Annotated in this window: 11 protein-coding genes; 6 read left to right on the top strand and 5 right to left on the bottom strand. The window is 72.4% G+C overall.

The window, feature by feature from the left end:
* Positions 1–425 precede the first annotated feature (425 nt).
* The 4 genes from SACTE_RS30615 to SACTE_RS30630 all read left to right on the top strand — a co-directional run bounded on the left by SACTE_RS30615 (position 426) and on the right by SACTE_RS30630 (position 4,746).
* On the top strand, positions 426–1,562 hold the full coding sequence (locus SACTE_RS30615; RefSeq protein ID WP_014049894.1) for a S1 family peptidase: 1,137 nt from the start codon (positions 426–428) through the stop codon (positions 1,560–1,562).
* A 584-nt stretch (positions 1,563–2,146) separates the two neighbouring features.
* Positions 2,147–3,259 carry a DUF1996 domain-containing protein gene (locus SACTE_RS30620; RefSeq protein ID WP_014049895.1) on the top strand — a complete coding sequence of 371 codons (1,113 nt, stop codon included), beginning with the start codon at positions 2,147–2,149 and terminating at the stop codon, positions 3,257–3,259.
* A 156-nt stretch (positions 3,260–3,415) separates the two neighbouring features.
* Positions 3,416–3,856, top strand: a complete 441-nt coding sequence (locus SACTE_RS30625) for a TetR-like C-terminal domain-containing protein (RefSeq protein WP_014049896.1) — start codon at positions 3,416–3,418, stop codon at positions 3,854–3,856.
* On the top strand, positions 3,853–4,746 hold the full coding sequence (locus SACTE_RS30630) for an alpha/beta hydrolase (RefSeq protein WP_014049897.1): 894 nt from the start codon (positions 3,853–3,855) through the stop codon (positions 4,744–4,746). Before SACTE_RS30625 ends, SACTE_RS30630 begins: the two co-directional genes overlap by 4 nt.
* Positions 4,747–4,758: 12 nt before the next feature.
* Here the strand turns inward: SACTE_RS30630 and SACTE_RS30635 are convergent, their stop codons facing one another.
* On the bottom strand, positions 4,759–5,148 hold the full coding sequence (locus tag SACTE_RS30635; protein ID WP_014049898.1) for a hypothetical protein: 390 nt from the start codon (positions 5,146–5,148) through the stop codon (positions 4,759–4,761).
* 191 nt (positions 5,149–5,339) lie between these two features.
* On the opposite strand from SACTE_RS30635, the gene SACTE_RS30640 reads away from it, so the two are divergent.
* Entirely contained in the window at positions 5,340–6,674 is a 1,335-nt protein-coding gene (locus SACTE_RS30640) for an ROK family transcriptional regulator (protein WP_014049899.1), read from the top strand.
* A gap of 28 nt (positions 6,675–6,702) precedes the next feature.
* Here SACTE_RS30640 and SACTE_RS30645 read toward each other — a convergent pair whose 3' ends face one another.
* Positions 6,703–7,824 (bottom strand): LacI family DNA-binding transcriptional regulator, encoded by a 1,122-nt coding sequence (locus SACTE_RS30645; protein WP_014049900.1) that lies wholly within the window; start codon positions 7,822–7,824, stop codon positions 6,703–6,705.
* A gap of 242 nt (positions 7,825–8,066) precedes the next feature.
* On the opposite strand from SACTE_RS30645, the gene SACTE_RS30650 reads away from it, so the two are divergent.
* Complete coding sequence (locus SACTE_RS30650; protein ID WP_014049901.1) at positions 8,067–9,350, top strand: transglycosylase family protein; 1,284 nt, start codon at positions 8,067–8,069, stop codon at positions 9,348–9,350.
* Here the strand turns inward: SACTE_RS30650 and SACTE_RS30655 are convergent.
* The 3 genes from SACTE_RS30655 to SACTE_RS30665 form a co-directional block, all read right to left on the bottom strand.
* Positions 9,340–10,413 carry a DMT family transporter gene (locus SACTE_RS30655; RefSeq protein ID WP_014049902.1) on the bottom strand — a complete coding sequence of 358 codons (1,074 nt, stop codon included), beginning with the start codon at positions 10,411–10,413 and terminating at the stop codon, positions 9,340–9,342. The genes SACTE_RS30650 and SACTE_RS30655 overlap by 11 nt on opposite strands.
* Before the next feature lie 238 nt (positions 10,414–10,651).
* On the bottom strand, positions 10,652–11,107 hold the full coding sequence (locus tag SACTE_RS30660) for an ATP-binding protein (RefSeq protein WP_014049903.1): 456 nt from the start codon (positions 11,105–11,107) through the stop codon (positions 10,652–10,654).
* A 100-nt stretch (positions 11,108–11,207) separates the two neighbouring features.
* The gene (locus SACTE_RS30665) at positions 11,208–11,651 is read right to left on the bottom strand and encodes a response regulator (RefSeq protein WP_014049904.1); all 444 of its coding nucleotides are present in this window, start codon (positions 11,649–11,651) and stop codon (positions 11,208–11,210) included.
* Positions 11,652–11,660: the final 9 nt, after the last annotated feature.

Consider the following 11,660-nt stretch of genomic DNA (forward strand, 5'->3'; position numbering starts at 1 on the left):
GGGTGCCTCGGTGGGACCTCCGGTTCTGACCGGTCCGGGCTGCGCTTCTCGGCCAGTTCCCCGGCAGACCGACGGACACCGTCGGTGTCCGGTGTGCCGCGGGTCTCGAACGGTCGTCCCAGCGAGCCCGCGACGGCACCCCCTGAACGTGGTCTCGGTCGTCCACGGCGTGATCCGGCCAAGATCACCTGCGCCCAGCCGCCGCCGGTCGCCGATTCCTCTTGTCGGTAGGGCCCCTGACGGGCCGTCGGTCGAACGGGGTCGCTTTACCACCTCGGTCATTGGCATGGACCTGCCTAGAGTAACTGGGCTACAGTCCGGTCACGGCGCAGCCTGAGAGCGCTCTCAGATGCTCTCGGCCGCTTCCTGTTCCACCCCCACATGCTGGAACAACAGAAGGGGCACCTCCCTTGAGACCAAAGACGATGGTGCGGACCGGTCTGTCCGCACTGCTCATCATCGGCACCTGGGCGACCGCCGGCCTGACCCAGGCGTCCGCGGCGGATCCCTCCACCACAGCCACCGAAGCCCCGGCCTCGGCGGGCCTCCTCACGGCGATGCAGAAGGACCTCGGGCTGACGAAGACCGAGGCCGAGGCCCGGCTCACCGCCGAGAAGTCGGCGACCGCACTCGAGAGCACGGCACGCAAGGCGGCCGGAGCCTCGTTCGGCGGGGCCTGGTTCGACGCGGGCAGCGGGAAGCTGACGGTCGCCGTCACGGACGACGCGAGCGCCCGCTCCGTCCGGGCGACCGGCGCACAGACCCGGCTCGTCACGCACACGGCCCGGCAGCTCGACGCGGCCAAGGCCCGGATCGACGCACTCACGGCACCGCGCGGCGTCAGCAGCTGGTACGTCGACCCGCAGGCGAACAGCGTCGTCGTGAACGTGGTCGCGCCGGAACGTGATGACAACGATGTCCGCGCCTTCCTGGCCAAGGCGCGGCAGACGGGCCCGGTCACCGTACGGCAGACCGCTCAGGCCCCCCGGACCTTCGCCGCCGGAACCGTCGGCGGCGACCCCTTCTACACGGGCAACGTCCGCTGCTCCATCGGCTTCTCCGTCCACGGCGGCTTCGTCACCGCAGGCCACTGCGGTCGCGCGGGCCAGGAGGTCCGTGGCTGGGACGGCTCGGGCATCGGCAACATCCAGGGCTCGTCGTTCCCCGACAACGACTACGCGTGGGTGAACGTCGGCAGCGGCTGGTGGACCGTCCCCGTCGTCCTCGGCTGGGGCACGGTCTCCGACCAGCTCGTCCGCGGCTCCAACGAGGCACCGATCGGTGCCTCGATCTGCCGCTCCGGCTCGACGAGCCACTGGCACTGCGGCAACGTCCTGGCCAAGAACGAGACCGTCAACTACAGCGAGGGCGCCGTCCATCAGATGACGAAGACCAGCGTCTGCGCCGAACCGGGCGACTCGGGCGGCTCGTTCATCAGCGGCGACCAGGCGCAGGGCGTCACCTCGGGCGGCTGGGGCAACTGCAGCGGAGGCGGTGAGACCTGGTACCAGCCCATCAACGAGATCCTCAACCGTTACGGGCTGACCCTGCACACCGCCTGACGGCGACGGTCACCACCTCCCACCACCCCGTCGGCGCCCTCCCGGCTCCGGCGGGGGCACGATGCCGGTCCGCCGTGGCAGCAGGGCGGTTTGCCGCCTCGGCGGACCGGCCCGCGGCACGCGCCGGTGTGCCGAACGCGGGCGGCCGGGGCGCCCCGGCCCACTTCGGCGGTCCACACCGCCCGGGAGCCTGCGGAACGGGCCCCTCTCGCACAGGGGAGGGGCCCGTTCCGCAGGCTCCCCGACGACCCCGGCCTGTACGCGCTCCTCGGCGCGACCCTGGCCCTACCCGCCGCCTCCCGCGCCCACGGGCTCCGTAGCGCACCCGGGGGCTCTCTCCGGCCGGTCCGGCGCGCCCTCGCCCTCGCCCCGCGACCACGCGTCGTTCACCACCCATTGACACGGTCTCAACGACGGCGCAACACTGACACCGCTTCGGAGAGCGCTCTCCCACCGTTTCCCGGCCCGGTCCGTACCGTGCCCCGGGCGTCAGCGGGCGGTGGCCTCCGCGGTGCGTCACCAGCTCCACTCTCCCCCCACCGCGTACCCGATGTGCGCGGACGCAGAGCGGCATGGAGGTCCGCATGGCCGAAAGAATCAGCAGAAGCACCGTGGTGTCCGCCCTGATCGTCTTCACGTCCCTCGCCCTGGTCTTCCTGGGTTTCACCGCGATCACCGGTGCCGGCGGAACGACCGCCGACGCGGCCCCGCGCACGGCCGCCGAGCCCGCCAACGCGGCGCACGCCATGCAGGGACACGTCATGGCCGCGGCCCCCGTCCCCTCGGGGGACGACCCCGACGGCGACGGCTACATACCGGCGAACCCGCCGGTCACGGGCGTACAGCCCTCCACCGACATTCCGCCGCACCGGTACTTCCACGAGTTCCAGGCGAACTGCTCGGTCACCCACACCGGTTCGGTCGACCCGATCGTCTTCCCCGGTCAGCTGAACAAGTCGCACAACCACACGTTCATGGGCAACGACACCACGGACGAGAACAGCACCACGGCCTCCCTCGGCACGGGTGGCACCGCGTGCAAGGCGCCGGGTGACCTGTCCGCGTACTGGATGCCGACCCTCTACAACGGGGACCAGGAGGTCCGCCCCGTCGGACCGCAGACCATCTACTACAAGTCGGGGGTGACGGACTACACCAGCGTCCGCCCGTTCCCCAAGGGGCTGCGGTTCGTCGTCGGCAACCCGATGCAGACCGCCGAGGAGTTCCGCGACCACCCCGGCATGGTCGAGGGCTGGGAGTGCGGCGAGAGCTACCACAACGTCGAGATCCCGGCGACCTGCCCGACCCGCCCCGACGTCCAGCTCAACCTGCGCATGCAGGCGCCCAGTTGCTGGGACGGCATCCACCTGGACACCCCCGACCACCAGTCCCACATGGCGTACCCGGGGGCCCAGGGAGCCAACCAGGACGTCTGCCCGGCCACGCACCCGGTCGCCCTGCCGATGATCGAGTTCAAGATGGCCTGGCCGGTCAACGGTGACATGTCGCAGGTCAGGCTGGCCAGCGGGACCGGTCACTCCTTCCACTACGACTTCTTCAACGCCTGGGACGACGCCACGCTGGACGCCATGGTCGACCACTGCATCATCGGCGGCCTCCAGTGCGACGCCCGGGGCTACGACGAGAACAATCCCGGCGAGGGCGCCGCCCTGGACGAGAACTACGAGCTGCCCTGAACGGCACACCCGTACCTCCCGCGCCGTCCCTGACCCCGCTGACGGTGCGGGAAGTCCGCGGCGGGCCACGGAAATTCCGTTGCCCGCCGCGGATTCCTGCTGTGTACTCCAGGTCGCCGCCCGGAGGGTCCAGGAAGCTGCCGAGGGGGAGGACGCATGGCCAGGGCCGGGCTCACCACCGAACACGTCGTGAGGGCGGCGGCCGAACCGGCTGACACCGTCGGCTTCGACCACGTGACCCTCTCCGCACCGGCCTGCGGATTCGGCGTCAGGGACGCCGGTCTCCACTCACACGTGAAGAACCTGGGGGACCTGCGGACGCGGCTCGCGCTGCCGGCGGGGGAGGAATGCGCCGACCGGGTCGGCGCGGCGGTCGCCGGGCGGGCCGGCAAGGGCGAGCCCGACCTCGCGGACGCCGTACGCCTGTTGCCCAGCACCTTCCACGGCTTCGGCAGCCTGGAGGCGCTGGGTGGATTCGACGCCCCCGCGATGTGGAGGCGTCCTGGAAACAGACGGTCGAGGCCTGCACACCACCCTGCGGCACCGGCCCACGAGGGCCCCGACGCGCTCGGAACACACGGAAGGCAAGAACGATGACCGAACAGCCCACGAAAGTCCGCCCCGGCACCCTGGAGGTCACGGGCGCGACCCTCCACTACGAGGTCCGCGGCTCGGGCCCGGTCCTCGTGCTGATGCCGGGCGGCAGCGCCGACGCCGGTCTCTACGACGTACTGGCGGAGGAACTCGCGGACGCCTGGACGGTGGTCAGCTACGACCCGCGCTGCTACTCGCGCAGCCGACTCGACGCCCCGGTCGCCGACCAGCGGGTGGAGGACCACAGCGAGGACGTCCACCTGCTCATCGAAGAGGTCTGCCCGGACGGCGAGCGGGCCTCGGTCTTCGGTACCAGCGCGAGCGCCGTCGTCGCCCTGGACCTGCTCGGCCGCCACCCCGAGCGGCTCGACCGGGTCGTGGCGCACGAGCCGCCGGTGGTGGACGTGCTGCCCGACGCGGAGGCCGCCCACGCCCTGTTCACCGAGGTGCGTGCGGCGTTCCGGCGCGACGGGGCGGAGGCGGCGGCAGCGACGATGAGTGCGGGGATCGGCGACCCGGAACCGCCGACGCCCGAGGAGACTTCCGGGTCCACCCGGCAGGACAACCCCCAGGACGCCCCCGAGTCGTCGGGGCCGCCACCGATCGGCCCCGAGGCGCTGGCCAGGATGCAGGCCAATTTCCCGGTCTTCGTGGAGCACGTGCTGTGCCCGTTCACGGCGTACGTCCCGGACGAGGCGGCCCTCGCCGCGGTGTCCGACCGGCTGGTGCCCGCGGTGGGGGAGAACTCCGGCCGCCAGTTGACCGCCCGGCCCGTCCGCGTCCTCGCGGAGCGGCTCGGACGCGAGCTGGTGGCGTTCCCCGGCGGGCACGTCGGAGTCGTCGAACACCCCGCCGCGTTCGCGGTGATGCTCCGCAAGGTGCTGGGCGGGTGACGTGCTCCCGGGCTACAGGGACTCCTCCGGCCCGTTCTCGCCGTCACCGCCGGCGCTCAGCTCCTCCGCGCGCAGGGCCAGGTCCTGAAGGACGTCGGCCGAGGTGACCTCCTGCTCCCCGGAGTCGTGCACCTGCGCGAGGGCGATGAACGCCAGGGTGAAGGCGCCGACCAGCTGTTCGACGGCGCCGCCCACCTCGCGTCCGACCAGGAGGGCCACCTCCTCGACGGACGCGTCGGCGGAGATGGCGATGTGCGGCATCGTCTCGTTGAGGAGGGTGGTCACGATGCTCCCGCCCGCGTCCGCATCGCCCCCGCTCGCCTCCTGCTCCGCCTGGCGCTGCATCTCCCCGGCCTCCGTGAGGATGCCGATCACTCGCTTGAGGACTTCGCTCTGCTCCATACGGTGAGCATATGCGCCGGGGGCCTGTGCACCGGATCGCGGGAAGGCGGTGTCCCGGTCGCGGGCCGGGCGACGCCACCCGTCACGAGGTCTGCGGGTCCGGTCATTAAATTATGCTGCAATTTAAGTACTGAAAGAAGGGCGCGCGGCGCCGCCGGGCCAGGGTATGTTGCCTGTACGAAGGGAGCATCATGGCTGAGCGCAGCAGAAGGACCGTGCGAGACCTGCGAAGGGGGAACCGGGCGAGGGTCTTGCAGCGGTTGTACTTCGACGGCCCGCTGAGCCGGCAGGAGCTGGGCCCCGCGACGGGCCTGAGCTCGGGTTCGATCAGCAACGTGGTCGCGGAACTCGCCGCGGAGGGCCTCCTGCAGGAGGCGGGGATCGTCGACTCCGACGGCGGGCGTCCGCGTACGCTGCTGCGGGTCGCCCCGGACGGCGGGCTGTTCGTCGGCATCGACATCGGGGAGACCCGGGTCCGCATCGAGCTGTTCGACCTCTCCCTCACGGAACTCGCCCGCACCGACCGGCTGCTGGCCCAGCACGGCTACGACGTCGAGCGCATCGTCGGCCACGTCCGTACCGGCGTGTCGGACGTCCTGCGCGACGCGGGCGCCGACCCCGGACGCCTGCTCGGGATCGGTATCGGCGTCCCCGGAATCATAGAGCGCGACGCTCCGGACGCCGTGGGAGAACCGGGCGCCGTCGTGCACGGCCCGACCATCGGCTGGAGCGCCGTCCCCTTCGAACGCCTCCTCCGTGCCGCCGTGGACGTGCCGCCACAGGTGCCGTTCTTCATCGACAACGGCGCCCGGACCCTGGGGCAGGCCGAGATGTGGTTCGGCGGCGGCCGGGGGGCCCAGTCCGCCGCCGTGGCGCTCATCGGCTCGGGCGTGGGCGCCAGCGTGAACCGGGGCGACATGCTCGACCAGGACCTCTCCAACGCGGCCCTGGAATGGGGGCACACCACGGTGCAGCTGCGCGGCCGCCGCTGCCGGTGCGGGTCCATCGGGTGCCTGGAGGCGTACGCCGGGGCCGAGGCCATGCGCGAGCGGTGGTACGAGGCCGGGGGGCCGCTGCCCGAGGACACCGACGACGAGACGGCCCTCGCCGCGCTCCTGGAGGCCGCCCGCCCCGCCCCCGGCGGCCCCGACCCCGACCCGGTGGCCGCCACGATCCTGGACGAGACGGCCGAATGCCTGGGAGCCGCCCTGGCCGACCTCATCAACCTCTTCCTGCCCGAACGGATCCTGCTCGGCGGCTGGGCGGGCCTGCTGATCGGCCCCCACCTGCTCCCGCAGATCCGGGCGTACGCCCAGGAGTACGCCCTCGGACACGCGGCTGCCCGCACCACGATCGACCTCGGACACCTGGGCCCGGACGCGGTGACGGTCGGTGCCGCGACGCTGCCCCTCTCGGACTTCCTGGCCCGCGGCGGCACCCGGCCCGTACCGGACCCCGGCCCCGCCACCACTCCCGGCCCGGGACGCCTGCCCGCCCACCACTACAGCCGCGCCGCGACGGGGTGAGCCGGCGGCGCGACCGCGGCCGTACGTGCTACGCCGACGCCCGTACCACCAGCGTCGGCTCGAAGATCACGGAGGTCGCCGGCCGGTCCGGCTCCGCCAGGCGGTCGAGCAGCAGCCGGGCCATCTCCGCGGCCATGTCCTCCACCGGCTGCCGTACCGTCGTCAGCGGCGGCCGGCACGCCGCGGCGGCCCCGCTGTCGTCGAACCCGATCACGGCGACGTCCTCCGGCACCTTCCGGCCGTGGTCCCGCAGCACATGGCAGGCGCCCGTCGCCATCAGGTCGTTCCCCGCGAACACCCCGTCCAGGCCGGGGTGCTCGGTCAACAGCCGCTCCATCGCGGCCTCACCGCTCTCCTGGGTGAACCCGCCCTCGGCGACCGGGATGTACGGATGGCCGTGCCGGGCCATCGTCTCCTGGAATCCGGCGAGCCGGTCCTGCCCGGCCGGTACGTCCAGCGGCCCGCTGATCGTGGCGATCCGTCGGCAGCCCCGGGCCAGCAGGTGTTCGGCCGCCAGCCGGGCGCCGTCCCGGTGGGCCAGATCGACGTAACTGATCCGGGCGGGCCGGGTGGGACGTGCGTACAGCACGGCCGGCAGCCCGGCCTCCGCGACCAGCGCGGGCAACGGGTCCTCCGCGTGGGTCGACACGATCAGGGCGCCGTCGGCACTGCCCTGGCGCAGGTACGCCACGACCTCGTCCCGGGCCCAGGCGCTCTCGGCGAACATGAGGACCGGGTGGATCCCGCGCGGCCGCAGGTAGTCGACGACCCCCGTGACCACCCGGCCGAAGAACGGGTCCGCGAACACCCGCGCGGTGAACGACCCCTCCCCGGCCCCCTCCGGCGGCTCCCCGCCGTCCGCCGTGTGCGGCTCCCCGTCCGCCCCGTCCGCCCCCTCCGCCGGCTCGACCCCGGTGCCCGACACCACGAGGGCGACGGCGTCCGTGCGGCGGGTGACCAGGGAACGGGCCGCGCGGTTGGGTGTGTATCCCGTGACGGAGACGGCCTCTCGTACGGCCTCCTGGATCGTCGGATCCACGTTGCGCACCCCGTTGATGACCCGCGAGACCGTGGCACGCGAGACGCCGGCGGCCCGCGCGACGTCCTCCAGGGTGGGCGCCGCACCGGCCGATCGCAGAGCATCCGTCATGAGCGCATTTATAGCATCAGGGAACCGTCACGGAGAGCGCTCTCCCTCAGGTCCCGGCCTCTCTGTCCCCTGCGCTCTCCCGCCCTGGCCCGCGTTGCTTCCCGTTCCGCGGTGCCCGTGTCGCACCGCGCGTGCGCCGGGGCGCGCGTGTCAAGGGGTGGCCGCTCCCTTGTCATCGCCCTTTGCCTGCCCATAAGTTGGCCGCTTGCGACGTGTCCTACTGCCTGTGGGGGAGCCAAGTCATGGCCGCGAACGGACGGCACCGCAGATACCAGCCCAGCCGGATCAACCGTGCCTCGCTCACGGTGACGGCGGGAGGCGCGGGCATCGCGCTCCCGCTGCTCACGGCGGCCTCCGCCGGGGCGGCCTCGACCGATGTGTGGGAGAAGGTCGCCGCCTGCGAGTCGACGAGCAACTGGCACATCAACACCGGCAACGGCTACTACGGCGGCCTGCAGTTCACCCGGTCGACGTGGGCGGCGTACGGCGGGACCGCCTACGCCGCACGAGCCGACCTGGCCACCAAGGACCAGCAGATCGCCGTCGCCGAGAAGGTGCTGGACGGGCAGGGGCCGGGCGCCTGGCCGGCCTGCTCGGTGCGGGCCGGCCTGGCACGGGGCGGCGACGCCCCCGACATCGCGCCGCAGACGCAGCGCAGCAGACCCGTGGACGGCGCGAAGACGGCCGCGTCGAAGTCCGCCGCCCCGCGGGCCGCGAAGTCCGCCCCACGGACGGCCGAGGCCGCTTCCCCGACCTCCGTACCGGGCGCGCGCGAGTCCTACACGGTGGCCCGAGGCGACTCGCTCTCCGGCATAGCGTCCACCGAGCGGGTCAAGGGCGGCTGGGAGCGGCTGTACGCGGCCAACCGCACGGTCGTCGGCTCCGACCCCGACCTCATCATCCCCGGGCAGCGGCTCACCCTGGACGTGACCGGCGCCCCCCAGCGGCAGGCCGCCAAGAAGTCCACCCAGAAGGCCACGCCGAAGACCGACCGGAAGCCCGCGGAGCAGGCGGCCCGGAAGGAGGCGGTGCCCAAGCAGACGGCGCCCCAGAGGGCGGCACCGAAGAAGACCGCCCCGAAGCAGGCCGAGAAGACCGAGCGCAAGCCCGCCGCCGAACAGCGCTCCGGGCTCAGCGCCCCCGTCTCCGCCCGCACCGGCACCCCGTACCACCAGTCCGGATCCTGGGCGAGCGGCTACCACACGGGCGTCGACTTCCCCGTCCCCACCGGCACGTCGGTGAAGGCCGTGGCCTCCGGCAAGGTCGTCTCGGCAGGCTGGGCGGGGGCGTACGGCTACGAGATCGTCATCCGGCACGCCGACGGCAAGTACAGCCAGTACGCGCACCTGTCCTCGCTCCACGTCCGCGCGGGACAGCAGGTGGGAAGCGGCCAGCGGATCGCGCGCTCGGGCACCACCGGCAACAGCACCGGTCCGCACCTGCACTTCGAGATCCGCACCGGCCCGGGATACGGCTCCGACGTCGACCCGCTGGCCTATCTTCGGGCAGGCGGCGTCAGCGTCTGACCAGCCCACCGGCCACCGGACCGGCGGGGGACGCCCCGCATTCCACGCGTCCCCCGCCGTGCTCCAGTGGCACGGCGGGCGGCAGTGACGGTGCCGGGACCGTTCCCGACGGTCCCGGCACCGGGGAGATCAGCGGTGTCCCGGGCCCGGGCAGCACCACGCCCGCACGTCCCCCGGCGGCGTCGGCCGGCCCCGTCGCACGCCTCCGTGCGGCGTCCACCGGGTCAGGAGCGTGGTCGTTCCCCGCCCGCTCGCGGGTGAGCAGCACCAGCCCGGCGGCTGCCAGCGCACCGCAGCCCGACGCGACCAGCGCGCCGGTCGTCGCGAAGCGGAACTGCTCACCGAAGAAGGTGATGCCCACCGCGGCGGCCACCACCGGATTGACGACGGTGACGGTCGCGAGCGGGGCCGTCAGCCCGGCGCCCCGGTAGGCCGCCTGGGAGAGCAGCAGCCCAGCCGTGGCCAGCCCCGCGATGACCAGCAGCGTCGGCAGTCCCGAACCCACCGTGCCACTCGTCCACTCCACCGCCACGGTCTTGGTGAACACGGAGGCCATGCCGAACGCGACCCCGGCACCCGTGGCCAGCACCATGCTGCGGGGCATCCGCCGGCGCACGCTCGCGGAGAGCAGGAGCAGCGCCACCACCGCGCCGAACGACCCGACGGTCAGCGCGAATCTGTCCGTCCCGGACAGGGCGTGCGACCCCGCACCTCCGGTGAGCGCGAGCAGCCCGCCCAGACCGACCGTGGCCATCAACGCACCGCGCCAGGCCGTCCGCCCCGCCCGGCGGCCGACGAACAGGGCCGCCATCGGCAGGACGAAGACGATCGTCAGGGCACCGAGCGGCTGCACGAGGCTGAGCGGCCCGTACGCGAGCGCCACCACATGCAGCACCGCCCCGGCGCCGTTGAGCGCCACAGCCCACCACCACACCCCGCTGCGCAGCGGTGCGAAGGCGCGCGGGTCACCGGTCGCGGCCACCCGCTCCTGGACGATCGCCCCGGCCGCGTAGGCGACCGCGGAGACCAGTGACAACAGCACCGACAACGCAAGGGAGCTCATGTACACCACGATGTCCCGTCCGAGCAGCCGTGTCGTCGTCCGTGAGACGGCATTTCCGCGTACTGCTCCGGTAGTACGTCCATCGTTCCCACGTCCTCCTCCTGACGGTAGTCCTCACCGCTCCGGTGCTCAGCACGACGGACGGCCGGATCACGGGCGACGTACCGGGGGAACGGACGGGAAGACGCCGACGCCCGCCCCGGGACGAGGTGTCCGGGACGGGCGCCGTGAGGTTTCTTCAGGTGCTGAGCTGGAACTCCGCCCGGATCCGCTTGCCCACCGGCACGCGCTCCGCCGTGACCCGGTCGCAGAGGGCGACCACGATCTCCATGCCGTGACCGCCCAGGCGCGACGGGTCGGGGGAGTAGAGGACCGGGAGCGCCGTGCTGCTGTCGTACACCGTGACGCAGATGCGCTCGGCGTTGCCCTCCAGCTCCAGCATGTACGGGCCGTGGCTGTAGCGGTCCGCGTTGGTGACCAGCTCGCTCACCGCCAGCATCAGATCGCTGCGGGTGTGCTCGCCGATGACCGCCAGCCACTCCGCCACGAGCCGCGTCAGGAAACGGTCGGCCAGGGCACGAGCCTGCGCGATGCATCCCGGCTCACCGGCGAAGACCTCGGCCGTGAGCAGAACGTCCGTGGACGGCGCCCCCGCGCAGGGGGCGTCCGGCCGGGAGGTGGCCTGTTCGTTCATGTGCTCCAGCCAAGGCGCCGCAGGGTGAGGTCTCACGACCTCTTTCTCGCCGTTCGTCTACCCGCGTCGAGAGATCCCACTCCAGGGGATCGGCAAGATCTTACGCACGGCCGGGCAGCCGGACCACACTGACGAAGAAATCGTCGATCTGGCGCACCGCGCCGATGAACTGCTCCAGGTCGACCGGCTTGGTGACATAGGCGTTGGCGTGGAGTTTGTAGCTGCGCAGGATGTCCTCCTCGGCGGAGGACGTGGTGAGCACCACCACCGGGATCAGCGCCAGTTCCGGATCGGTCTTGATCTTCTCCAGCACCTGCCGCCCGTCGTACCTCGGCAGGTTGAGGTCGAGGAGGACCAAATCCGGCCGCGGAGCGTCGGTGTGCTCGCCCTGGCGGTAGAGGAAGTCCAGCGCCTCCTGGCCGTCGCGCACCACGTGCAGCGTGTTGCGGATCTTGTTGTCCTCGAACGCCTCACGGGTCATCAGCTCGTCGCCCGGGTCGTCCTCGACGAGCAGGACCTCGATGGGCTTGACGGGTTCGTTCATGAGGCGCCT

Source organism: Streptomyces sp. SirexAA-E, from assembly GCF_000177195.2.
GTDB classification, from domain to species: Bacteria; Actinomycetota; Actinomycetes; order Streptomycetales; family Streptomycetaceae; genus Streptomyces; species Streptomyces flavovirens.

Excerpts from the sequence above, each read along its gene's own strand:
- SACTE_RS30615 (WP_014049894.1), top strand. The coding sequence starts at position 426 with ATGGTGCGGACCGGTCTGTCCGCACTGCTCATCATCGGCACCTGGGCG.
- SACTE_RS30620 (WP_014049895.1), top strand. The coding sequence starts at position 2,147 with ATGGCCGAAAGAATCAGCAGAAGCACCGTGGTGTCCGCCCTGATCGTC.
- SACTE_RS30625 (WP_014049896.1), top strand. The coding sequence starts at position 3,416 with ATGGCCAGGGCCGGGCTCACCACCGAACACGTCGTGAGGGCGGCGGCC.
- SACTE_RS30630 (WP_014049897.1), top strand. The coding sequence starts at position 3,853 with ATGACCGAACAGCCCACGAAAGTCCGCCCCGGCACCCTGGAGGTCACG.
- SACTE_RS30635 (WP_014049898.1), bottom strand. The coding sequence starts at position 5,148 with ATGGAGCAGAGCGAAGTCCTCAAGCGAGTGATCGGCATCCTCACGGAG.
- SACTE_RS30640 (WP_014049899.1), top strand. The coding sequence starts at position 5,340 with ATGGCTGAGCGCAGCAGAAGGACCGTGCGAGACCTGCGAAGGGGGAAC.
- SACTE_RS30645 (WP_014049900.1), bottom strand. The coding sequence starts at position 7,824 with ATGACGGATGCTCTGCGATCGGCCGGTGCGGCGCCCACCCTGGAGGAC.
- SACTE_RS30650 (WP_014049901.1), top strand. The coding sequence starts at position 8,067 with ATGGCCGCGAACGGACGGCACCGCAGATACCAGCCCAGCCGGATCAAC.
- SACTE_RS30655 (WP_014049902.1), bottom strand. The coding sequence starts at position 10,413 with ATGAGCTCCCTTGCGTTGTCGGTGCTGTTGTCACTGGTCTCCGCGGTC.
- SACTE_RS30660 (WP_014049903.1), bottom strand. The coding sequence starts at position 11,107 with ATGAACGAACAGGCCACCTCCCGGCCGGACGCCCCCTGCGCGGGGGCG.
- SACTE_RS30665 (WP_014049904.1), bottom strand. The coding sequence starts at position 11,651 with ATGAACGAACCCGTCAAGCCCATCGAGGTCCTGCTCGTCGAGGACGAC.